Source organism: Bifidobacterium criceti (genome assembly GCF_002286935.1).
Lineage (GTDB): Bacteria > Actinomycetota > Actinomycetes > Actinomycetales > Bifidobacteriaceae > Bifidobacterium > Bifidobacterium criceti.
This window is the reverse complement of the sequence record NZ_MVOH01000006.1, coordinates 1-22792: the sequence shown is the minus strand read 5'-3', so window position 1 is coordinate 22792 and position 22792 is coordinate 1. Positions and strand designations below refer to the sequence as shown.

Sequence of the window (22792 nt, the reverse complement as noted above, 5' to 3'; positions counted from 1 at the left end):
GCCTGCTTATGGGTTGTTCCTGTTATGGGTTGCTCGTGCTTGCGGGTTGTTTTCCTGCTTACGGGTGGCATCTGCTGGTACTGGCAGTACCTGGTTTCGGGCGGCACCTGTTGCAGGAGACGAATAAGGGTGCTGCCGGTTAAGGATTGTGCGCCGCCGGTAGCGCGTGGGAGCGGCGTCGGGTATGTGGATTGGCTCTCGGCGTGACCGGTGCGTGAAGTCGGCCATGCGCGCCTACGATGGCGAATAGTGATGCAACCGGTAAGGAGATCCACAGATGACGGACAAGACGAGCGAGGCAATCGAGGTCAAACGCGACGGACTCACACTCCATGGGCTCGTGGAGCGACCGAAGGACATCCAGTCCGGGCCGGCCGTCATCTTCATGCATGGGTTCCTGCGTGACATGGGCGCGAAGGACGGCGACGTCTACCAACGTATCGCCGACGCGCTCATCGCACAGGGGTACATCGTCGTCCGTTTCGATTTCAACGGCCGCGGCGCGAGCGACGGCGCATTCGCCGATTCCGATGTGTTCAACCAGATCGAGGACGCGATCGCCGTGCTCGACCATGTGCGCACGCGCATCCAACCGACTGAGATCTCGCTCATGGGGCATTCGCAAGGCGGCGTCATCGCCGGCATGACCGCCGGCATGTACGCCGATGTCATCACGAATCTCGTCATGCTCGCGCCGGCCGCGACGATCAAGGACGACGCCCTGCGCGGCACACTGCTCGGGGTGCCGTTCGACGCGAACCACATCCCCGATGAGATCACGCTGCGCAATGGGGAGCATGTCAACGGCAAGGTCATGCGCATCGCGCAGACGTTGCCGATCTACGAGACGACGGCGATGTTCAAAGGCCCGGCACTCGCGATACAAGGCGAGGACGACGCCGTCGTCGGCGACGGTCCCGCGAAACAGTACGGTGCCGCGATGCCCAATTGTGCGGTGAGCCTGTACACGCATCTGGGGCATCCTTTTGACGGGGAGGACCGTGACACCGCGATTGATGAAGCCGTGCAGTTCCTCGTCGCGAACCAACGCATCATCTGAACATCGCAGACGACTGAACGCGACGGGCGACGTGCACATGAACACTCCACATCGATGGATAATACGACAGAATCGAAATCGATTATCTAAATAAGATTCGGAGTTGGCGAACGCGTTGCGCGATATGCAGTGCACGAAACACACGAACTTTACACTGTGCGCCTATGACAGCAACTACAGCAACACAACAGGGCGCACAGGGCGACGACCGTTACCTCGTCGAGCTCGAACATGTGGAGAAGCACTTCGGCAACCTCCATGTGCTGCGCGATATCAACCTCAAAGTCAAGAAGGGCGAGGTGCTCGTCATCGTCGGACCTTCAGGTTCCGGAAAATCGACGATGTGCCGCACGATCAACCGTCTCGAGACGATCGATTCGGGCGTCATCCGCATCGACGGACAGCCGCTGCCGGAGGAAGGGCGCGCGCTCGCGCAACTACGTGCGGAAGTCGGCATGGTGTTCCAGTCGTTCAACCTCTTCGCGAACAAGACGATCCTCGACAACGTGACACTCGCGCCGATCAAGGTCCGCCACATGGACAAGACCCAGGCCGAGCGGGAGGCGATGGACCTCCTCGCGCGCGTCGGTGTCGACTCACAGGCGAACAAGATGCCGTCGCAGCTTTCCGGCGGCCAGCAGCAGCGCGTCGCCATCGCGCGCGCGCTCGCGATGCATCCGAAGGTCATGCTCTTTGACGAACCCACGTCGGCGCTCGACCCCGAAATGGTCAACGAAGTGCTCGACGTCATGGTCGAACTCGCCCACGAAGGCATGACGATGCTGTGCGTCACGCATGAGATGGGCTTCGCGCGCAAGGCCGCGGACCGCATCATCTTCATGGCGGACGGACAGATCCTCGAACGCGGCACACCGGACGAGTTCTTCGAACATCCGCGGACGGAACGCGCGAAGGACTTCCTCTCGAAGATCCTCACCCACTGAACACCGTCCATACGGCGTGCATCAGGCAAACGGAAGCAAAGAAGGAACAATGACCCAACGAACAACCATGCGCGCGTGGCTGCGCAAAGGACTCGCGGCGCTGTGCGCGCTCGCGTGCACCGTGGGCGTGGCGGCGTGCGGATCGGACGAAGCGGACGGCGACCACGTCATCAAGGTCGGCATCAAATTCGACCAACCGGGACTCGGATTCAAGAAATCAGGCACCTATGAGGGATTCGACGTGGACGTCGCGCGCTACATCGCGAACCAACTCGGTTACACGGATTCCGAAATCGTCTTCAAGGAGGCGCCGAGCAAACAGCGTGAGGCGATGCTGCAGAACGGCGACGTCGACATGATCCTCGCAACGTATTCGATCACGGATGAACGCAAGAAGGCGGTCGATTTCGCGGGACCGTACTTCGTCGCGGGACAGGACCTCATGGTCCGCGCGAATGACACATCGATCAAGGGGCCGCAGGACCTCAACGGCAAACGCCTGTGCTCGGTCACCGGTTCGACGTCGGCGAAGGTCGTCAAGGAGAAGTTCGCGAAGGAAGTGCAGCTCATGGAGCAGCCCGGATACGCGGAATGCGCGACGGCGCTGCTTTCCGGCATCGTCGACGCGGTCACGACCGACGACATCATCCTCGCGGGCCTTGCGGCGGCGTCACGCGGCAAGCTCAAAGTCGTCGGCAAACCGTTCACCGAGGAGTATTACGGCGTCGGCATCAAGAAGGACGCCGATTCCAAGGAGTTCGCGACGAAAATCAACGACGCGATCGAGGAGATGGAGAAGACCGGCGAATGGGAGCGCGCGATCGAACACGCGACCGAAGGCACCGGATACAAGCCGAATCCGAAGTACAATCCGCCGAAACCGGACGAAGGGGAGTGACATGGAAGGATTCATCTCACTGTTCCAGCAGTACAACGTGCCCGCCGCGTTCCTCGTCAACCTCGAACTGACGTTCTGGTCGGCGCTGTTCTCGGCGGTGCTCGGCGTCATCCTCGTGCTCATGCGCATCTCGCCCGTCGCGTCGATGCGTCATGTGGCGGGCGGCTATGTCGAGCTGTTCAAGAACATGCCGCTCACGATCATCATGGTGTTCATGGTGCTCGGCGCGTTCGCCCAGCTCAAACTGAGCTTCTCCGACAATTTCGACACGAACTTCTTCTGGCTCGCGGTCGTCGGCCTGTCGCTCTACACGGCGGCGTTCGTGTGCGAGTCGCTCAGGAGCGGCATCAACACGGTGCCGCTCGGGCAGGCGGAGGCGGCGCGCGCGATGGGGCTCAACTTCATGCAGTCGGCGACGCTCATCATCATGCCGCAGGCGCTGCGCGGCTCGGTTGCGCCGCTCGGCAACACGCTCATCGCATTGCTCAAGAACTCGACCGTCGCCGCCGCCGCGTCCGTCGCGACGGAGACGTCGTCGCTCATGAGCGAAATGATCGAGTTCCGTCCGGACGTCATCATCCAGATCTTCCTGATCTTCGCGTTCGGCTACGTCATCCTGATCATCCCGATCGGTCTGCTGACGACGTTCCTGTCCAACAAGCTCGCGGTACGGAGGTGAGTCATGGCCGCAAATGAAAGCGCTCTGCTCTTCGACCAGCCCGGTCCAAGGATGCGCAAGAGGATCAAGATCATCAATTGGATCGCCGCGATCGTGTTCGTCGCGCTCGTCGTGCTCATCCTCACGCGGTTGTACAACCCGCCGGACGGTGAGAACCAGCTCAGTTGGGAGTTGTGGAAGCCGGCGATCGACGGCGAGGCGTGGGCGGACTTCTATCTGCCCGGTCTATGGGCGACATTGCGCGCGACGTTCCTCGCCGTGATCGGCGCCGTTGTGTTCGGCCTGTTCTTCGGTGTGGGCCGTCTCATTCCGAACGCGGTCGTGCGCGGCGTGTGCGGCATCGTCATCGAGTTCTGCCGTGCCGTCCCCGTCCTCATCATGATGATCTTCTTCTGGCGCTGGTTCGCGTTCATGGACCTGCCGAGCCCCGCATATTGGTCGGTCGTCCTCTCGCTTGTGCTGTACAACGGTTCCGTTGTCGCCGAACTTGTGCGTTCGGGCGTCGGCAACCTGCCGAACGGACAGCATGAGGCGGCTGTCGCGCTCGGTCTGACGCGCACGCAGTCGCTGCTGAGCGTCGAGGTGCCGCAGGCGATCTACGCGATGCTGCCTGCCGCCGTCACGCAGCTCGTCGTCGTGCTCAAGGACACGGCGCTCGGCTCGATCATCATGTACACCGACCTGTTGCAGGAATCGCGCCGACTCGGCTCGATGTATTTCAACATTCTGCAGACGCTTGTCGTCGCCGGTGTCGTCTATTTCATCCTGTGCTGGCTGTTGTCGCGTCTCGCGGAGTGGCTGCCGGTGCGTATGCAGCAGCGTACGATGGCGCCGACGGAAGCGGAGCCGGTCGCGCCGATCGCGATCCTCGACCCGTCGAACGCCAACCAGATCGCGGTCGCACACGAGGAACGCCCGCTCGGCGGCTCGCAGCGCCTGTACCATGTGCATCACCGCGGCACGAACGCGTCGATCCGCAACTGGAGGCGCACACGGTACACGCAAGGCTACGATGAGACGCAGCCGCAGAGCCAGAAGGTCAGGAACGAGCACCGCCATCATCAGCACCACCATCATCACGGCGGTCAGGATGATGCGTCGACGCAGTCAGGTACGAAGCGCTGATGCGCGCCACGTGGTGACGTGACCATGCGCCACTGCCGTTACAGGTGGCGTGTGAGGCCCGCGGGGTACGCTCCGCGGGCCTCATCTTGTAGTGGGATGCATAAAGGATGCTTACGGGATGCACTGAGCAATCGCTTACGGGATGCAGTGGAAATGTTGTACGAGGTGCACCGGCAATGCTTACGGGATGCACCAAGAATGCTTACGGGATGCACGGCGCGATTGCTTACGGGATGCAGCGGTTGCGCTTGGGGGAGCGGGGCTGGGGCACTAGACTGGAACCATGGCGAAAGACAAGCAGTCGAAGAACATCAGGAAAACGATGAAGCAGATCGCCTCGCACGCCCAGGCCGTGGACAGTGCCGATACGATCACCGAACGCCTTGCGCGTGCGGCGAAGTCGAGCGACATGCTCAGTTCGGTGTGGACGCTCCCTCCGGCGCAGCGGTTGCGTTTTTCGGCGAACACCCGCCTCACGTCGATCAATGCGGCGGCGACTCCCGGTTTTGAAGGAGGCCAGGAGGATGGGGAGCGGTTCATCGCCTTGAGTGCGGCGGAGATCGCGCGGTACCAGCGGCTCATGTACGCGAACGGCGTACGCGGCGACCATCACCGTCTGCTCATCGTGCTGCAGGGGATGGATGCGTCCGGCAAGGGTGGCATCGTGCGTCACGTGTTCAGCCAAGTCGATCCGATGGGCATCCATTACCACGGGTTCGGGGCACCCACGCCCGAGGAGCGCAAGCATGACTACTTGTGGCGCATCCGCAAGGAGCTGCCGGCGAACGGATGGATCTCGATATTCGACCGTTCGCAGTACGAGGACATCGTCATGCCGCATGTGTACGGCACGGTTCCCGAGGAGGTGTGGCACGAGCGTTACGACGAGATCAACGCGTTTGAGCGCGACCTTGTCGGTGACGGTTGCGCGATCATCAAGATCTTCCTCGTGTCGAGCAAGGACGCGCAACGCAAACATTTCCTCGGTCGTCTCGACGATCCGCGCAAATACTGGAAGTTTGATCCGAGCGACCTTGATGCGCGCGACCGCTGGGACGACTACATGGTCGCATGGCAGCAGGTGTTCGAACGGACGAGCACGTCATATGCGCCGTGGTACTTGGTGCCCGCGGACAAACGTTGGTATTCGCGCATCGTCGTATCCGAACTGCTGCGCACGACGATGAAGAACTTCAATATGACATGGCCGCCGCTTGATGTCGACAGGGACGAGGCGATCAGACGGCTCAACGGGGATATGGAAGAGGATGCGAAGGATTGATATAAGGGATTGATATAAGAGAGAGGGGTGGATGGGTGAGGGTGTTCGTGTATCACGAGCGCCCTCACCCATCCCATATTGCATACGATATAGATCGATGTATCTCAATTCATTGTCGTATCCCTTGTGTCTGCCGTCTATTGTGCTTCGGTCACGTTCCTGACGCTGTAGTCACGGAACACGACCTCACCCTGCTCCTGTGTCGCATCGAGGTCGACGACGCCTGTGATTGCCCAATCATGGTCGCCGTCGGAATCGTCGAGGATCTGTCGCACGGTCCACGTGTGGCCCTGTCGCTCGTCGCGTTCATCGATGATGAAGAACTCGCCGCTGCGCGCCTTCATATCCGTGCCGACGTATTCGTGTTCGTCGTAGAACGCGTCGAGCGTGTCCTCCCATTCATGCACGCCGTAATGCCAATCCTTGTCGAGTGCGCCGAGTGCTTCGGGGTCGTCGAGGTCGATGAGCTGGACGCGGCGGAACAGCGCGTTGCGGACGAGGACTGTCAGGCCGCGGCGGTCTTCGACGACGGCGTCGGGACCTGTCGGCGCGGCGAGCGTCGCGGCATCCCCCTCGTCAAGGCGTCCGGCGTTCTCCCATTCGTCGACGAGGCTCGAATCGATCGAGCGGACGACGACGCGCAGCCATGCGATGATATCATCGAGTCGTTCGTCGCGTTTCTCGGGCGGAACGGTGCGCGCGAGCACACGGTATGCGTCGGACAGGTAGCGCAACAGTGTGCCTTCGGAACGCGCGATGTTGTAGCGCGCGATATACCCGGTGAAATCGGACGCCGTCTCGACCATGTCGCGGACGACTGATTTCGGGCTCAGCCAATAGTCGTTCGCCCAAGGCACATCATGGCGGTATTGGGTGAACGCGGCGTCAAGCATGTCCGCAAGCGGCTTCGAATAGGTGATGTCCTGGATGCGTTCCATGCGTTCGTCATAATCGACGCCATCCGCCTTCATGTCCGCCATCGCGGCGTCGCGCGCCTGCCGTTCCTGCGCGCGCAGCACCTGCTTGGGATCCTCGAGCGTCGCCTCGACCATCGAGATGACGTCGAGCGCATACGTCTCGCTCTGTGGGTCGAGCAGTTCGAGCGCGGCGAGCAGGAACGGGCTCAACGGCTGGTCGAGCGCGAAATCACGCGGGACATCGACCGTCAGATAGCAGTCCTTGCCGCCGTCCGCGCGGTCCTCGGTCTCGATGACGCCGGTGTCGAGCAGCGTCGTGAAGATCTCGTCGGCACGTGTGTGCAGCTGGTCCTTCTGCTCAGGCGTCTGCTGCGAATCGTCGATGAGGTCGTCGACGCGCCTGCGCGCGTCCCCTCCCTGTTCCACTTCGTTGAGCACGATCGCGTGGGTGATTTTCATATGCGGCACAAGTGTTTCGGGTGCGGCGTCAATCAGCTTGTCGAAGGTCTGCTCGTTCCATGTCACGAAACCCTCCGGTGCCTTCTTGCGCTTGATTTTGCGCAGTTTCTTGGGGTCGTCGCCGGCTTTCGCGACCGCCTTCGCGTTCTCGATCTCGTATTCCGGAGCCTCGGCAATGACGAGGCCTTCGGTGTCGAACCCGCTGCGCCCCGCGCGGCCGGCGATCTGATGGAATTCACGGGCGCGCAGCCTGCGCATGCGCGAACCGTCGAATTTCGTCAGCTGTGTGAGCACGACGGAGTGGATCGGCACATTGATGCCGACGCCGAGCGTATCGGTGCCGCATATGACCGGCAGCAGGCCCTTCTGTGCGAGCTGTTCGACAAGCCTGCGGTAGCGGGGGAGCATGCCGGCGTGGTGGATGCCGACGCCATTGGCGAGCAGACGCTTGAGGATCTTGCCAAACGCCGTCGTGAATTTTGTGCCGGCGATCGCTTCGGCGATCGCCTTGCGCTGCTCCTTGTTCGAGACGCCTGCGCTCGCGAGCGATTGCGCGGTGTCAAGGGCGGCGTCCTGGGAGAAATGCACGACATAGACGGGCGTCTCGTCCTTCGCGATCGCCAGTTCGACCGTCTTCTCCAGAGGGTGCAGCGTGTATTCGTAGGACAGCGGGACGGGGCGCGGCGCGTCGGCGATGATGTCCACATCCGCGTCGGTCATGCGTTCGAGCTTGTCGGCGATTGCGTTCACATCGCCGAGCGTCGCGCTCATCAGCAGGAACTGCGTCTGCGGCAGCGTGAGCAGCGGGACCTGCCACGCCCAGCCGCGTTCGGGGTCGCCGTAGAAGTGGAACTCGTCCATCGCGACACATCCGATGTCCGCGTGTGTGCCTTCGCGCAACGCCTGATTCGCGAGGATCTCCGCGGTGCAGCAGATGATCGGGGCGTCGGCGTTGATATGGGAATCGCCTGTGACCATGCCGACGTTGTCTCGTCCGAACACCTCGACGAGGTCGAAGAACTTCTCCGAGACGAGGGCCTTGATCGGCGCCGTGTAATAGGAGCGCCTCCCCGTCGACAACGCGGCGAAGTGCATGCCAAGCGCCACGAGCGATTTGCCCGAACCGGTCGGCGTGTTGAGGATCACGTGGTCGCCCGCGAGCAGGTCCATGACCGCCTCCTCCTGATGCGGCCATGGCTCGATGCCTTTGACGTCGTGGACCCATGTGAAGAAACGCTCATAGATCTCGTCATCCGTCAGGGGGTCCATCCCCGGACCCCAGCTCGGCGCGAGCTCGCCGAGGGAACCATACTTCGTGTCATCCGTCATACCGTCCAGTCTAATGCGCGCCCTTGTATCCCTGCAGGGCGGCGTGTCGAACAAATGTTCGAACGATGGGGCGTTAGACTGGTGCGTATGACGGAAGATCTGTTCTCGGCGACCGAGGCCGATGATGAACTCGTGCGACCGCTCGCCGTACGCATGCGCCCGACGACACTCGACGACGTCGTCGGGCAGCGGCGTGTGCTCGAGCCTGGATCGCCGCTGCGCCGGCTCGCCGACCCCGCATCGCGCGGTTCGCTCACCGCACCCAGCTCGATTATCCTGTTCGGTCCCCCCGGCGTCGGGAAGACGACGCTCGCCTATATCGTCGCACAGCGGTCGGGGCGTGTCTTCGAGGAGCTGTCCGCGGTCACATCCGGCGTCAAGGACGTGCGCGCCGTGCTCTCGCGCGCTCACGAGCGGCTCGTATCCGAAGGCAAGGAGACGGTCCTGTTCATCGACGAGGTACACCGGTTCTCGAAATCGCAACAGGACGCGCTATTGCCCAGTGTCGAGAACAGGGACGTCACGTTCATCGCCGCAACGACCGAGAACCCGAGTTTCTCGGTCATCAAACCACTGCTGAGCCGATCGGTCGTCGTCAAACTCGAACCACTTGAACCCGACGAACTGAAGACCGTCGTCACACGCGCCGTCGACGACCCACGCGGACTCGACGGCAACGTCATACTCGATCCCACGGCACTTGACGACATCATCCGCATGGCCGGCGGCGATGCGAGGAAATCGCTCATGATCCTCGAAGCGGCCGCGGGCGCGCTCGACGCGCCCCAGCGCGCCTCGGAACGCGGATCGGACACGGCAAAGCCCGTCATCGACGCCCAAGTCGTCGCACAGGTCATGGATGCGGCGACCGTACGGTACGACAAAGACGGAGACGACCACTACGACGTCATCTCCGCGTTCATCAAATCGATGCGCGGATCGGATCCGGACGCGACGCTGCACTATCTGGCGCGTATGATCCGCGCGGGCGAAGACCCCAGGTTCATCGCACGGCGCATCATGATCGCGGCGGCCGAGGAGGTAGGCATGGCCGCGCCGCAGATCCTGCAGGTGACGGTCGCCGCCGCGCAGGCGGTCGCGATGATCGGCATGCCCGAAGCGCGCATCATCCTGTCCGAAGCCGCGCTCGCCGTGGCGACGGCACCGAAATCCAACGCGAGCTATATGGCGATCAACGACGCGCTCGCGGACGTCGACGCCGGCCTCATCGGGCAGGTGCCGCTGCATCTGCGCAATGCGCCTACGAAACTCATGAAAAGCTGGGGCAACCACGAGGGGTACCAATACGCGCATGAGGCGCCCGGTGCGGTCGCTGCGCAGCAGTACATGCCGGACGAATTGGTTGGGCGCGAGTACTATCATCCCAATGACAGGGGGTACGAACACGAACTCGGACCCCGTCTTGACGCCATCCGATCCATCCTCCGCAGGTCCGGGGGCCCGCAGGGTGCGACGCGACGCGATGGCGAAACCAATAATCACTGATCATCCATCGATCATCGTCCCTGTGCGCCGTGCGGCATGCGACGGGCAGGTGAGAAAGGAGCATGCCCATTTTGAACACGATGCAGACCACGACGAATGACGGAAACGAACGCCGAATTCCGCCGGCCGCGAACGACGTAGACAGTGAAAGGATTCCGGGGAAACTCATCGGATCCATCGTCGCGGTCGGTTCGCTTGCGTTCATCGGCATCCTCACGGAAACGGTCATGACGGTGCTCTTCCCGCAGCTCATGGATGAATTCGGCGTCGACATGGCGACCGTACAGTGGATCACGACGATCTACCTGTTGTCCGTCGGCGTCACGATGCCGCTTTCCTCGTACCTCAACCGTCGGTTCACGATGAAATCGACGTTCGTCGCGGCGGTTGCGCTCGCGGTGGCCGGTTCCGCGATCGTGGTCTTCACCTCGAATTTCGCCGTCATCCTGCTCGCGCGCGTCATTCAGGGTGTCGGCTCGGGTATCGCGACGCCGCTCATGATGAACATCATCCTGCAGCAGTCGCCGCGCTCGAAGGTCGGCAGGCTCATGGGCGTCGGCTCCCTCGTCATCACCGTCGCGCCAGCGATCGGCCCTACGGTCGGCGGCGCGGTCACGAGCGTGCTGCCGTGGCGTAGCATATTCGTGTTCGTCATCCCGGTCGTGCTCATCGTATCGTTGCCGATCGGACTCGTGTGCATCCAACAGAAACGCGACGTTGAGGAGGCGAAGCTCAATCCGCTGCAGTTCGTCGCGATCGTGCTCGGCCTTGCCGGCCTCATCCTCGCGATCAACCAGACCGGCGTCGCGATAAGCGATGCCGTCGCCGGCAACAGCGCCGTGCTGACGGTCGTCGTGGCGGCTGTCGCGTTCGTCGTCGGCATCGGGGCGCTTCTATTCTTCGGATGGTCGACGAAGCGGTCGTATTCGCCAATCATCCGTCTTGGATGGATGCGCGACCCCGTAGTGCTGTTCCATCTCGCCGCCTATCTGCTCATGCCGATGGTCGGCATCGGATTCGGCTATGTCATCACGAACCTCGCGCAGCTCTCGCTTGGCACGAGCGCGCTCATCGCAGGCCTGCTCGTGCTGCCGGGCGCGCTCATCGGCGCGTTCTTCGCGCCTGTGGGCGGCATGTTCTATGACCGCTACGGCGCCACGCGCCCGATCCTGTCGGCGTTCACGGCGTGCATTGTCGCACTGGTGCTCATGCTTGGGTTCTCGATGCACATGACGCCCGTACTGCTTGCGGGGTTCTACTTCATTTTCGGTGTGGGGTACGCGCTCGGCTACTCGAACATCCTCACTTCGGCGCTCAACGGTGTCGCTCCCGAGTTCTCTCCCGACGGCAACGCCGTGTTCAACACATCGTTGCAGTTCGGTGGCGCCGCAGGTACGACGCTGTTCTCGACCGTGTTCGCGATCGCCCAGGCCGGTGCCGGTGCACAGGGGACGCCGGCATTCGCACATGCGACGACGATTGGTGGATGCTGGACCTTCGCGCTTATGCTGTGCATCGTCGTTGCCGCTTGGTGCTTCCTCTTCGCGGCATTCCGCATGCGTGCGCACCGCATGCTCCGCACCCTTCGTTGATGTCTGGATGTTTCCGTTTCCTTACCGGGCGCATCCGCTTACCGGGCGGTACTGCTTGTTAAAGCAGTACCGCCCGGTAAGCGGATGCGTCGGACAATATGTGAGATTTATGCCTCCCGTAGGGCATGCCGCCAGTACGTAGGCGCCCATCCGTAAAAACATGGTCGCGCAGGGACGCTGCCCACTAAGGGTGTGCAACCGGTAACAGAGAGCGCAACCGGGGCGACAGGGGGTGCGGCCCGTAAAAAACATGAACGCACAGGGGATGCTTCCGACAAAATATGCAGCCCGTAACAGAAGGAGCGTGAAGTGCGACCAGTAAGAGGATATGCGACCCGTAAGAGGATGTGCAGCCCGTAACAGTGGGGGATATGGGATGTGTATGGTGGCTGGGGAAGAGAGACATCGCGATAGGAAGAATGGAGATACGATACGGGGCGCGGACATGGTGAAAAATTTCGGGGTGCGGTTCCAGGAACCGCACCCCGAAATGCTTGGTGGAGGTGTCACTTCTTTCGTGGCGCGTAGATGACCGTGTCTATGAGCTTCCTGTAATGGTCGACGATCTGCTTGCGGCGCGTCTTGAGGCTCGCGGTGATCATGCCGTTGTCCTGCGTGAACTCGTCGGGGAGGATTTCGAATTTGCGGATCGATTCCGCTCGGGAGACACCTTCGTTCGCCTTGTTGACGATGCGTTCGACCTCCGTGTAGACGATCGGGTTCTTCGAGAGCTCTTCGAGCGACGAGGCGGGCGCCGCGCCCTGGGATGTGAGCCACGCGTTCGCATCGTCGAGGTCGAGCGTGATGAGCGCCGCGATGAACGGTTTGCGGTCGCCGATGACAAGACACTGCGCGACGACGGGCGATGTCATGACAGTCGTCTCCAGCTGGCCTGGGGAGACGTTCTTGCCGCCCGCGGTGATGATGAGGTCCTTCTTGCGGCCCGTAAGCGTGATGAAGCCATCCTCGTCCACATCGCCGAGGTCGCCTGTGTGCAGCCATCCGTCCGTGATCTGCTGTTCCGTCACCTCGGGCTGGTTGTGGTAGCCCATGCATACGCTTTCGCCTTTGAAGCACAGCTCGCCGTCCTGTGCGATGCCGACCGTCGTGCCGCACAGCGGCTGCCCGATCGTGCCGATGCGGTTGTTCTCCGGCAGGCTCACGCTCACCGGTCCGCACGTCTCCGTCATCCCGTATCCCTCGAGCAGCGGCATGCCGATGCCGTTGTAGAAATGCGCAAGGTCCGAGTCCATCGGCGCGCCGCCTGTGATCGCGAAATCGGCGTTCGGGCCGAAGACGGTGCGGATCTTCTTGTAGACGATCTGGTTGTAGAACGCGTGCCGCATCCTCACGGAAGCCGGCATGCGCTCGCCGGACTGTTCGTATCGCGACCATTCCTGCGCCGCCTTCACGCCGCGCAGGAACATGCGCCCCGCGATGCCGGTGCCGGCGCGTTGGGACGCGGCGTTGTAGACCTTCTCGAACACGCGTGGCACGGCGAGCAGCAGTGTCGGTCCGAAGTTCTCGAAATCCTTGATGATCGTCTTCATGTTGCTGCTCAGGCCGAGCGTGAGTGTTCCTGCGAACGCGACGATCGTCATGAACCTTGCGAAGACGTGGGACATCGGCAGGAACAGCAGCAGGCGGCGGTCGGGGATGTTGATCGCGCGTGGCATGTACTGCAGCGCGTGCATGCATTCGGCCGCCATGTTCCTGTGGCTGATCTCGATGCCCTTCGGCGTTCCCGTCGAGCCGGACGTGTAGATGATCGTCGCGAGCATATCCCCGTGCGTGGCTTTGCGCCGCTTTTCGAATTCGTCGTCGCTCACGTGCGCGCCGAACGCGATGATCGCGTTGACGGCGTCCGATGTGATGACATACGTCGCACGCAGCGATGCGACGTCGACATTGATCGATTCGACTTTCTCACGCTGTCCGTCGTCCTCGGCGAACGCGAGCACGACGGACGCGTCGTTGAAGACGGTGCGGATCTGCGCGGGGGAGTTCGTTTCGTAGACGGGAACGGTCACGCAACCGATTGACATGATCGCGAGGTCGAGCGCGACCCATTCCCAACGTGTGTGCGCGATGATCGCAATCGATTCGCCCGGGCGTGCGCCCCATCCGATGAGCCCCTTCGCGATCGCGATGACCTTGTCGCGGAACTCGGCGGCTGAGAACGTCTCCCATTGGCCATCGCCGTTCTTGTAGCTGACCATCGAACCGTCGGCGTCGCGTTGCGCGCGCTGCGCGAGGAAATCGAAGAGGTTGATGTCCGGGTCGATCGGCTCGTGCAGTGCCGTCGTGTATTCCTTGACGATCACCGTCGCGTTCGTGACTTCGTCGTCATCGCGCGTGGCGCGCTTCGTGTTGTCTTCGCTCATACGTATACGATTACTCGCTCGCGCATACAAAACGAGGTTCGCTCGTGTGTCCACCCTACGGTTACGTAAGCGTTCGGATATCGGATGGTCGGACGCCCGCGACATGCCGTGATACCAGAAACAGTTCGCTCAGGACGAACAAACTGGTATGATTAATTCATCAGATAAATCTCATAATGACTATTGGACACCTCCTTCTGCTGGTAGCTGATAATCATGTCCTCGATAGACAGTCTGCAAGAGATAATTTTCCTCTGCGGTCGTATGCCGAATGAAGGAGGTAGGCTTGGTCAGGAGACAGTGCGTTTGCGGCGCTCCGCTGCACGGGCTCGACACGCAGGGCCCCCAGATGTTCGGGTTCATCCCATCCTCATCGCTTGCCCATTACAACTACGATTGTGCGTTCGACACCGGTGTCACGCTCCCGGGGGGACGTATCTTCGAACACTGCCTGACGTGTGGTGCGATGGTGCTGTGTGAGTATCCGACGCTGGATGGCTCGCTGCGCGGCGACGACCCGCTCATCACCTATGGTCCGGGGACCGTCTACGAACAATGCGACATCGCGTCCGTCCCCGTGACCTACCGTTCGTTCCGCGCGCTCATGTCGTCGGGCGTCACAGGCGGCGTCATGTACTCGCAGGCGTTCAGAACCAACCTCGCGCAGCTGTTCCAGACGGACGAACACCATATGCCGAGCTGGAAGATCGCGAAGGACGCGATGCTCGACCCGGTCAACAACGCGCTCGACGAATGGTGGTACGCGTCGATCGGACGCAACTTCATCGTCCTCTATGAGGATTCGCAGGTGTTGCACATCGTGAGCGCATGGCACCGCATCCCCGGCACGGCGATCAAGAACTCGGACATCGTGCGCATCAACGGACTCAACAGCGACCCGTTGCGTGTGCACGCACGGGACACGATCGAGATGGCGGCGGAAAGCGAACTCGAGATCCCCGACGAACGCAGAAGCGTCCTCGGCATCGGCAACCACGCGCGCCTGCGGCTCATCGACTCCGGCATCCGCGTCGGACACATCATGCGCGAGCTCGCGTCATGGTCGAGCCCGGACGCGCTCGCGCGCGGTGTGCGACTGTTCAAGGATGACGCCGTCTCACAGCTGACCGACACCTCGTTCGGCATCCGCCACGCCGTTGTGCGCGATGGCGACACGGACGAACAGGTCGATCTGCTCATGCGCCATGACGTCGTCGCGAAAGTCACATGCACGTGCGCGGCCGCGCAGGCGAAGCACATCTGCGCGCACATCGTCGCGATGGTGCTCGACATCGCACGACGCTACCGTTTCCGCATCGTGCTGCCGAAATCGACGGACGACAACGCCCCACGTACGCTCACGAGAAAGCGTGGTGCACACACGGACATCGACGAGACGATGTACGGCCATTACGCCGACGCCATCGACGTCATGCGCGAACACACGCCCGACGGACCACGCTACGATTGGCTCACCGCGTACATCGAACCGTTCGAGACACCATCAGCGCCGCTCTACCATGTCGAGTTCCTCACCGAAGGCGCGCTCGCGATGCACAACGTCGGATACTGCGTCTACAACGAAGTCGTCCTGAGTTTCGTCGACCTCGTCATCAACCAGGGGGACAAGGACTACGCGCGCACGTTGCGGCACTATGGGCTTGACAAGGATGTGTCGATTCCGATCCTCAATGTCGATACGCTCGACGCCGCGCTCATCGCCGCGCTCATCACGATGATTGTCTACCGTGAGCGCCGCAACGAGGGCTATCTTGCCGAATGCCTCGAAAACGGCATCATCGTGCGCCTCCTCAAACGCATGCGCGAAGTCGATGGCGACGAAGCCGACCTCATCTGAGACGGACATGTCCCAAATGCCACGAAACCGAGGCGTCATGTGACGTGCGCCGGCGTGGCCGCCGATGCACGCCGGAAGGTGAATCGCCGTGCTGGAGACGCGCCACGCGCGTAGCATGAGAGGTATGAACGACACAATCACATACAGGACAATGCGCCGCGACGACTATCCGGCAATCACGCAGATGCTGTGCGACGCATGGCACACCGATCCGACGATGGATCACGACTTGGAGATGAAACTCGCCGAAATCGACCTTGAACATTGCCTCGGGCGTGCGACAAACGCCCAGGTCGCGGTCAAGGACGGCGAAATCGTCGGCGTCGTGCTCGGGCGCATCGACGCGCAGGAGACACGCAACGGCCTCAACAGCCATCGGACACGCAACATGCGGCTGCTCGCGTCGCTGCTGACATCGTCGCGCGGACGCAAGGCGCTGCTGGATATGAAACGGTATGAGGACACGAACCTCAAGATGATCGCCGAAGCGAAGAAGGACGGCCACGCCTATCAAGGCGAGCTTGTCCTGCTGCTCATCCGTCCCGACATGCGTGGGCAGGGGATCGGCAAGCACCTGTTCGGCTGGATGACCGACCAATTCAAGCAGGCGGGCGTCGAACGCTACTTCCTGTTCACCGACAGTCAATGCGACTATGCGTTCTACGACAACGCGGGGCTCACGCGGCGCGCCGAATCGGCCGTGCTCGACAACGAACCGCACACGCCGAAAGAGGAAGCCGAAGTGCACGCCGAAGACGACGTGCTCGACGACCATCTGCACGCGTTCGTCTATGACAACGAGACGTCACCGGCGAACGAAGGCGTCAATCCGCTCGGCCGTGACTGACGGGTGCACGGCGAACGATGACGACGGCACAGACGACGACCGGCGGCGCGCGCGCAGGCGCCGCCGCAGACGAATACCGGCTTCCTGAAGGGTTCGAACATTGTTCGAAACTCAATCCGGTACGGGAAGCATCATGTGCGCTCGAACGCGTCAGGGCGGTCGTCGCGGTCCTGCACGGCCCCGACGGCTGCCCGTGGGACGGCGAACAGACGAACGAGACACTCCTCAAACCGTTGCTTGAGGAAACCTACGAATACATCGACGCCGTCGAGACCGCGGACCGTGACAACATGCGCGAGGAACTCGGCGACATGCTGCTGCAGTCGGTGTTCCAGGCGCAGATCTGCTCGGAGGACCCGTCCGACCCCTTCGACATCGACGAAGTGTGCGACAGGCTCGTCGACAAACTCATCACAAGGCATCCACGCGTGTTCCGCGCCGACGACGAAGCACAGGGCGAACTCGGCGCGGATGATACGCTCGCGTTGTGGGAGCGGATGAAGCAGCGCGAAAAGCGCAGGGCATCGGTGCTCGACGGCATCTCGAACGCGCAAGGGGCGCTTCCCCGCAGTGCGAAAGTCGTCTCACGCATCCGCAAGTCGGCGAATGCGGACGACCTCGAAACCGCATTCGATGCGCCGAGCGCACTCGTCGACGATTATGCGGACCGGATACTCGAGATCGTGCGCGAGGCACAACGCGCGGGCGTCGACATCGAACGTGACCTGCGCAACCGGTTACGGGAAGTGGAGGCGGCGATCGTCGACATCGAAGGCGGCATCGGTGCGCAAAGTGCCGAGGCTGGCTTACCGGATGCGGGCGTCGCCGGCATGGCGTCGATGGACGAAAGGGAAGACGATGCAGATCAGTAGGCAGGCGTTCAACGCCGCCGTGCACGAGGCGATCGCGGGGTTGCCGCAGAAATTCAAGGACGCGTTGCAGAACATCGCGATCACGACGGCAGACGAACCGAGCAAGGAACAGCTCGCATCGGCGCACGTCGACGACCATGGCGAACTCCTCGGCCTCTACCAAGGTACGCCGATCACGAAACGTGGATTCAGTTTCGCAGGCGAGCTGCCGGATGTCATCACGATCTTCCGCGGACCGCACGAACGCGTCTGCCATACGCATAAGGAACTCATCACGCAGATTCAGAAGACGGTGCTCCACGAGATCGGCCATTATTTCGGCTTCGACGACGCCTACCTGCATTCGCACGGATACTGATCGACGTTTGTCGCGCGCGGATGCGCGGTGTGGTGGATAACGTGTGTATTCGTCCTACCGGTGGCACGTGCGTCCTGATCGCGCATCATGCTGTTGGATGCGTATTGCTACCGGTGGCACGTTGCTCATGCCACCGGTAGCGCATCGGGGAGTGCGGTTTTCAGGAAATCGTCGAACCGAACGGCCACAGTGCGAGCTTCGCCATCTTGAACGACTGGATGCCGAACGGCACGCCGATGATTGTGATGCAGTTGAGGACGCCTGCGACGCAGTAGCCGAGCGCCATCCAGAAACCGACGAGCACAACCCAGATGATGTTGACGATAAGCGATCCTGCGCCGCCACCGTAGACGACATGCAACCCGAAAGGCGTGAGCGTGAGCTTCGCCATCTTGAACGCCTGGAGTCCCAACGGGATGCCGACGATCGACATGCACAGCAGCACCCCGACGACGAGCCATGCGAACGCGATCTCCAAACCGCCGAGTATCAACCATAGAATATTGCCGACTAATCTCATGCCACACAGTATACGGGAAGAGCATGCGTATTCGCTGAAAATACTGAGTTTATTTGATTGGTCATGAACTGGATGCCACCATCGCTTACGGGTGGCATCGCTTACGGGTGCCACATCACTTACGAGAGCCGTAATCATCTACGAGTGGCGTTATTGCTTACGGGTGTATCGCTTACGGGCCGCACTACCGCTTATGGACGGGTGACATTATCTCTTACGTACGGGGGCACTGCCGCTTACGGGAGGCACCGCGTGCGTCTCCGGCGTCGTCGAGGAATGCTGACATACTACAAAGGCGCGCATCACGCGCGGAACAACGCAGGGGAACCCGCGGCCGAACGCCGCAGGTTGAGAAGATCATCGATCTGACCCTTTGAACCTGTTGGTTAACACCAGCGTAGGGAGACGGATAATGACAACAGAACAGTCACATCATGCAACCGGTATCACATTGACGAACTTGCCACCGTTTGCACGCAGGATGCGCGATGCCGCGGACCTCGTATGGGAGGAAGGTTACCGGCAGCCGTTCATCCGCGAACTCGGCGCGGGCACGTTGCCGACACACAAGTTCGCGTTCTACCTCAAACAGGATGAGCTGTATCTCAACGATTACGCGAAAGTGCACGCGCTCGCCCTCACGAAAACGGACGATGCGGACATCATGAAGTTCATGGTCGGCGTGCAGCGTGCGATATTCGACGTCGAGAAGTCACTCCATAACGACTATCTGGCGTCGTATGGCATCACGTCTGAAGACATGCGCCAAGCGAGGCAGTCGGCGTTCGCGCGTGCGTACACGACGCATATGCTTGCCATCGCCTATGGCGGCGACCTGCTCGATGTGCTCGTCGCCGTGCTGCCGTGCGCGTGGGTGTACGCCGATTACGGGCAGCGGCTTGCCGCCGAGTTCGCGGACACACTTGCGGACAATCCGTACAAAAGCTGGATTGACACCTATAAAACCGACGAATTCTGGCAGTCCTCCGTGTGGCTCATCGAGCACATCGAGCAGCTCGCCGCACATGTCGATGACGCCAAACGTGACGAATTGGTCGAATTGTTCATCCACGGCGTCGAGAATGAATACATGTTCTGGTCAAGCGCGTATGATGAGCAGATGAGCTGGAAACCGCAGTGGATCGCGCTTGATGCGTCATGATTGTTACGTGATGCATGTGCATCCCGTAAGTGCGACTGTGTGAACAATATGAAGAGGCCGCACCGTTCGATTCCGGGAACGGTGCGACCAATTTATATATGTATCGTGTATGTCTGATCAATAGTCGATATCAAAGGGTTGTTGATTTCATCATATGTCCCATTCCATGTATCAATCAAACAGATACAGATTAGGAACAGGTCATTCACTGATCATTCGCGGACGAGACGGATGTGTTCGACGTCGTCGCGTTTCGAGACGCGGAAGAGGACGAAACGGTTGCCGATGACCTGAACGACGTCGGCGCCGAGCGCATCGGCGAGGTTCCCGGCGGCCTCGCGCGCATCCATGCCGGAGCCGTCCTGAACCTGACCCTTGATCAGTTCGCGTTTCTCGATTGTCTCGTCTGCCTGCTTGATCGCGGCGTCTGTCAGGTCGTTCTTGCCAATGTAGACGAGGGGCTTGAGCTGGTTCGCCATCGCGCGCAGCTGCTTCGTCTGTTTCTTCGTCAATGCCATGCTATCGGTGTCCTTCTGTGTGCTGTCGATGATGTTCATGCAAGTGCGTAACCGCACCATCGTAACCGATGCATATGATATGCCGACGCGCGTCTTCGGAGGGGTGGTTGATCGGTGTTGCCGCAGAAGCATCCGTCTCCCGCACTGGTTACGGGAGGTAGTGGTTACGGGAGGCACGCGCGCGTGCCTCCCGTAACCACTACCTCACATCGGTCGGATGGATTGAGTCGGATGATCAGAAATCGAAGTTGTTCGGATCGGCGCCGTTGCGTTTGCCGGTGTCCATCGCGCTGATCTTGTGCATGTCCTCGTCGTCGAGTTCGAAATCGAATACATTGATGTTCTGTTGGATGCGCGTGTTGTGCACCGATTTCGGCAGCACGATCACGCCACGCTGCAGATGCCAGCGGATGACGACCTGCGCCGACGACTTGCCGTACTTTTCGCCGATTTCGAGGAGGCGGTCATCCTTGAGCAGGCCGCTACCGGTACCACCAAGCGGACTCCATGCCTCGACGCCTATGCCGTGCCCATGGCAGTAGTCGATCATGTCCTGGTTCGGGAACGTGGGGGACGACTCGATCTGGTCGACGGCCGGTTTGACATCCGTGTTCGCCAACAGTTCGTCGAGGTGGTTCTTCGCGAAATTGCTCACGCCGATGGCACGTGCACGTCCGCTCCTGTAGATTTCCTGAAGCGCGCCCCATGCGTCCTGCCAACCTTCCGCAGGCCAGTGGATGAGATAGAGGTCGACATAGTCGGTGCCGAGGCGTTCGAGGCTTTCTTCGAACGCCTCCATCGTGCGGTGTTTGCGGATGTCCTCGTTCCACAGCTTCGTCGTGATGAATACGTCTTCACGTGGCACGCCGCTTGTCTTGACCGCTTCGCCGACCGACTGTTCGTTGCCGTAGATGCTCGCCGTGTCCACATGACGGTAGCCGCATTCGAGCGCCGCATGCACGGCGTCGATTGTCGTCTGTCCGCCCGGCGTCTGGAAGACGCCGAGGCCGACTTGTGGAATGAGCACGTCGTTGTTGAGTACGATGTCATGTCCTGTGGGTTTCACGATTCCTCGATTCCTCGTATGTCGTATGCCGCGAATGGGCGGTTGCACAGGTGCCGTCCCGATGCTCCCCGTACCGTCGCAATCAAGTATGCAAGTCGTTTGCATCATAGACATTGTGCGCATCGGCGACGTCGCGTGGTGACGATGGACGCGGAACGTGAAGACGGACCGTTGTGCCTAATCCTAAGCGTCGATTATCGATGCCGTATGCTGAATAAGCGGTGCGAGGAACCCGGGAATGTAGGAAATGTAGGAAGGGAAGGGAGGCATTCTCGGTAGCGTCATCGGTAGCAGCGAATGATTGCTGGAGGCGGCGGGAGGAACGGGCAAGTCGGTTGACGGATGCGTGAGGTGTCGGCATATGGTCGCGCATCGGCGGTGAAAAAAAGGGTTATAGGCCAAAAAGTGTGTCTGGAATCGTGCCTTAGGCCTTGTGTCGCATAGGGTTTCATGGGTTCGAAAGACGGTGGTGTGGCTTTCGCGCCCGGCCGGAATGTGTGTCTGGAATCCTTGTCGACCCTTACTGCCGCTTGGGTTGACAGCCGTTCGAAAGTGCCGGTTCCATGGTGTCATGGGACAGCCATTGTGCCCGCGGTGCGGCGGGGAGATGAAAAGGAACGGCACGACCAGCGCGGGCAGGACCCGCTGGCGGTGCAAGGACACGGGATGCGGGTCGAGCAGGACGCGCGGCTATGACACAGCCGCGCGCGACGTGCGCGGGTTCATCGACTGGCTGCTGTCGGCGGACACCCAAGAGCGGCGGCATGTGAGCGCCCGCACGCTGCGCCGGCGCAACGAGCTTGGGTGGAGCCTGTGGCCGCCATGCCCGATGGACGGGTGTATTTTGTCAAGTCGGTGTTTTGGTTTTGGTCATGTAGTTTTTTCGGTTTTGGTCATTGGGGCATGCTGGTCGTGGTTGATTGGTTGTTGGTGTGGTCGAACATGAGGGCTTCGCTCATGCGTCGGCTTGGTCCGTGGAATTCGATGAGGCGTCCGTGGTGGACGATGCGGTCGACGATCGCGGCGGCGAGTTTGTCATCCGCGAAGATGGTGCCCCATTTGCCGAATTCGATGTTGGTGGTGAAGATGATGCTGCGTCGTTCATAGGCGCCGGCGATGATCTGGTAGAGCAGGCGGGCGCCGTCGATGTCGAAGGGCACGTAGCCGAATTCATCGAGGATGATCAGATCGGCGCGGGCCAGGTCCTTGAGGATCTGATCGAGACTGCCGGCGCGTTTGGCCTTGCCCAGTTGCAGGACGAGTTCGGCGGTCTGGCAGAAGCGCACGGCGCGTCCCTGTCCGATGGCTTTGACGCCCAGGGCGGTGGCCAGGTGGGTCTTGCCTCGTCCGGTGCGTCCGTAGAAGACGAGGTCCTGGGCGTGGTCGAGGAACTCGAGGCTGGTGAGTTGGTCCCTG

At 61.1% G+C, this 22792-nt stretch carries 20 protein-coding genes and 1 riboswitch; of the genes, 14 read left to right on the top strand and 6 right to left on the bottom strand.

Annotation, left to right across the window (positions count from 1 at the left end; genetic code table 11):
* The first annotated feature begins 277 nt into the window (after positions 1-277).
* The 6 genes from B1526_RS01820 (at position 278) to B1526_RS01795 (ending at position 5988) form a co-directional block, all read left to right on the top strand.
* A complete protein-coding gene (locus B1526_RS01820; RefSeq protein WP_095614429.1) occupies positions 278-1060 on the top strand; it encodes an alpha/beta hydrolase family protein in 783 nt (260 codons plus the stop codon).
* Positions 1061-1224: 164 nt separating this feature from the next.
* Positions 1225-2004, top strand: coding sequence for an amino acid ABC transporter ATP-binding protein (locus B1526_RS01815; protein ID WP_095614428.1), 780 nt, complete (start codon positions 1225-1227; stop codon positions 2002-2004).
* Between the two features lie 49 nt (positions 2005-2053).
* Positions 2054-2902: a glutamate ABC transporter substrate-binding protein gene (locus tag B1526_RS01810; RefSeq protein WP_095614427.1), complete on the top strand. Its 849-nt coding sequence runs from the start codon at positions 2054-2056 to the stop codon at positions 2900-2902.
* Between the two features lies 1 nt (position 2903).
* Entirely contained in the window at positions 2904-3581 is a 678-nt protein-coding gene (locus B1526_RS01805) for an amino acid ABC transporter permease (RefSeq protein ID WP_095614426.1), read from the top strand.
* 3 nt (positions 3582-3584) lie between these two features.
* Positions 3585-4706 (top strand): amino acid ABC transporter permease, encoded by a 1122-nt coding sequence (locus B1526_RS01800; protein WP_095614425.1) that lies wholly within the window; start codon positions 3585-3587, stop codon positions 4704-4706.
* A 322-nt stretch (positions 4707-5028) separates the two neighbouring features.
* On the top strand, positions 5029-5988 hold the full coding sequence (locus tag B1526_RS01795) for a PPK2 family polyphosphate kinase (protein WP_235607008.1): 960 nt from the start codon (positions 5029-5031) through the stop codon (positions 5986-5988).
* A 137-nt stretch (positions 5989-6125) separates the two neighbouring features.
* On the opposite strand, the gene B1526_RS01790 is transcribed toward B1526_RS01795, so the two are convergent.
* Entirely contained in the window at positions 6126-8693 is a 2568-nt protein-coding gene (locus B1526_RS01790) for a DEAD/DEAH box helicase (protein ID WP_095614423.1), read from the bottom strand.
* Between the two features lie 87 nt (positions 8694-8780).
* Between B1526_RS01790 and B1526_RS01785 the strand changes: the two genes are divergently transcribed.
* Complete coding sequence (locus B1526_RS01785; RefSeq protein WP_095614422.1) at positions 8781-10199, top strand: replication-associated recombination protein A; 1419 nt, start codon at positions 8781-8783, stop codon at positions 10197-10199.
* A gap of 80 nt (positions 10200-10279) precedes the next feature.
* Positions 10280-11791 (top strand): MFS transporter, encoded by a 1512-nt coding sequence (locus B1526_RS01780; RefSeq protein ID WP_407640985.1) that lies wholly within the window; start codon positions 10280-10282, stop codon positions 11789-11791.
* 506 nt (positions 11792-12297) lie between these two features.
* On the opposite strand, the gene B1526_RS01775 is transcribed toward B1526_RS01780, so the two are convergent.
* Complete coding sequence (locus B1526_RS01775) at positions 12298-14175, bottom strand: AMP-dependent synthetase/ligase (protein WP_095614420.1); 1878 nt, start codon at positions 14173-14175, stop codon at positions 12298-12300.
* Positions 14176-14461: 286 nt separating this feature from the next.
* Between B1526_RS01775 and B1526_RS01770 the strand changes: the two genes are divergently transcribed.
* From B1526_RS01770 to B1526_RS01755, 4 genes are all read left to right on the top strand, one after another.
* Positions 14462-16033 (top strand): DUF6508 domain-containing protein, encoded by a 1572-nt coding sequence (locus B1526_RS01770; RefSeq protein WP_095614419.1) that lies wholly within the window; start codon positions 14462-14464, stop codon positions 16031-16033.
* Positions 16034-16157: 124 nt separating this feature from the next.
* The gene (locus B1526_RS01765; RefSeq protein ID WP_235606984.1) at positions 16158-16880 is read left to right on the top strand and encodes a GNAT family N-acetyltransferase; all 723 of its coding nucleotides are present in this window, start codon (positions 16158-16160) and stop codon (positions 16878-16880) included.
* A 17-nt stretch (positions 16881-16897) separates the two neighbouring features.
* Positions 16898-17752, top strand: coding sequence for a MazG nucleotide pyrophosphohydrolase domain-containing protein (locus tag B1526_RS01760; protein WP_095614418.1), 855 nt, complete (start codon positions 16898-16900; stop codon positions 17750-17752).
* The gene (locus B1526_RS01755; RefSeq protein WP_095614417.1) at positions 17739-18110 is read left to right on the top strand and encodes a metallopeptidase family protein; all 372 of its coding nucleotides are present in this window, start codon (positions 17739-17741) and stop codon (positions 18108-18110) included. The genes B1526_RS01760 and B1526_RS01755 overlap by 14 nt, the downstream gene beginning before the upstream one ends.
* A 160-nt stretch (positions 18111-18270) precedes the next feature.
* Here B1526_RS01755 and B1526_RS01750 read toward each other — a convergent pair whose 3' ends face one another.
* A complete protein-coding gene (locus B1526_RS01750) occupies positions 18271-18630 on the bottom strand; it encodes a YccF domain-containing protein (protein WP_095614416.1) in 360 nt (119 codons plus the stop codon).
* A gap of 310 nt (positions 18631-18940) precedes the next feature.
* Positions 18941-19052: riboswitch (TPP riboswitch) on the top strand.
* Between B1526_RS01750 and tenA the strand changes: the two genes are divergently transcribed.
* Positions 19043-19792 carry a thiaminase II gene (gene tenA, locus B1526_RS01745; RefSeq protein WP_095614415.1) on the top strand — a complete coding sequence of 250 codons (750 nt, stop codon included), beginning with the start codon at positions 19043-19045 and terminating at the stop codon, positions 19790-19792. Its footprint overlaps the riboswitch before it by 10 nt.
* A 212-nt stretch (positions 19793-20004) precedes the next feature.
* Here the strand turns inward: tenA and B1526_RS01740 are convergent, their stop codons facing one another.
* Complete coding sequence (locus B1526_RS01740; RefSeq protein WP_095614676.1) at positions 20005-20310, bottom strand: YhbY family RNA-binding protein; 306 nt, start codon at positions 20308-20310, stop codon at positions 20005-20007.
* Positions 20311-20545: 235 nt separating this feature from the next.
* Positions 20546-21376 (bottom strand): aldo/keto reductase, encoded by an 831-nt coding sequence (locus B1526_RS01735; protein WP_235606983.1) that lies wholly within the window; start codon positions 21374-21376, stop codon positions 20546-20548.
* Between the two features lie 493 nt (positions 21377-21869).
* Between B1526_RS01735 and B1526_RS09450 the strand changes: the two genes are divergently transcribed.
* Positions 21870-22322 (top strand): transposase-like zinc-binding domain-containing protein, encoded by a 453-nt coding sequence (locus B1526_RS09450; RefSeq protein ID WP_456061920.1) that lies wholly within the window; start codon positions 21870-21872, stop codon positions 22320-22322.
* Here the strand turns inward: B1526_RS09450 and istB are convergent.
* Positions 22270-22792: IS21-like element helper ATPase IstB (istB, locus tag B1526_RS01730; protein WP_106408088.1), on the bottom strand; the 523-nt coding region annotated here is incomplete at its 5' end. The two genes, B1526_RS09450 and istB, sit on opposite strands and share 53 nt — an antisense overlap.

Coding starts and splice junctions, on each gene's coding strand:
- B1526_RS01815 (WP_095614428.1), top strand. CDS start 1,225: ATGACAGCAACTACAGCAACACAACAGGGCGCACAGGGCGACGACCGT.
- tenA (WP_095614415.1), top strand. CDS start 19,043: ATGACAACAGAACAGTCACATCATGCAACCGGTATCACATTGACGAAC.
- B1526_RS01760 (WP_095614418.1), top strand. CDS start 16,898: ATGACGACGGCACAGACGACGACCGGCGGCGCGCGCGCAGGCGCCGCC.
- B1526_RS01740 (WP_095614676.1), bottom strand. CDS start 20,310: ATGGCATTGACGAAGAAACAGACGAAGCAGCTGCGCGCGATGGCGAAC.
- B1526_RS01765 (WP_235606984.1), top strand. CDS start 16,158: ATGAACGACACAATCACATACAGGACAATGCGCCGCGACGACTATCCG.
- B1526_RS09450 (WP_456061920.1), top strand. CDS start 21,870: ATGTGTGTCTGGAATCCTTGTCGACCCTTACTGCCGCTTGGGTTGACA.
- B1526_RS01785 (WP_095614422.1), top strand. CDS start 8,781: ATGACGGAAGATCTGTTCTCGGCGACCGAGGCCGATGATGAACTCGTG.
- B1526_RS01800 (WP_095614425.1), top strand. CDS start 3,585: ATGGCCGCAAATGAAAGCGCTCTGCTCTTCGACCAGCCCGGTCCAAGG.
- B1526_RS01750 (WP_095614416.1), bottom strand. CDS start 18,630: ATGAGATTAGTCGGCAATATTCTATGGTTGATACTCGGCGGTTTGGAG.
- B1526_RS01810 (WP_095614427.1), top strand. CDS start 2,054: ATGACCCAACGAACAACCATGCGCGCGTGGCTGCGCAAAGGACTCGCG.
- B1526_RS01775 (WP_095614420.1), bottom strand. CDS start 14,175: ATGAGCGAAGACAACACGAAGCGCGCCACGCGCGATGACGACGAAGTC.
- B1526_RS01795 (WP_235607008.1), top strand. CDS start 5,029: ATGAAGCAGATCGCCTCGCACGCCCAGGCCGTGGACAGTGCCGATACG.
- B1526_RS01790 (WP_095614423.1), bottom strand. CDS start 8,693: ATGACGGATGACACGAAGTATGGTTCCCTCGGCGAGCTCGCGCCGAGC.
- B1526_RS01780 (WP_407640985.1), top strand. CDS start 10,280: ATGCAGACCACGACGAATGACGGAAACGAACGCCGAATTCCGCCGGCC.
- B1526_RS01820 (WP_095614429.1), top strand. CDS start 278: ATGACGGACAAGACGAGCGAGGCAATCGAGGTCAAACGCGACGGACTC.
- B1526_RS01755 (WP_095614417.1), top strand. CDS start 17,739: ATGCAGATCAGTAGGCAGGCGTTCAACGCCGCCGTGCACGAGGCGATC.
- B1526_RS01805 (WP_095614426.1), top strand. CDS start 2,904: ATGGAAGGATTCATCTCACTGTTCCAGCAGTACAACGTGCCCGCCGCG.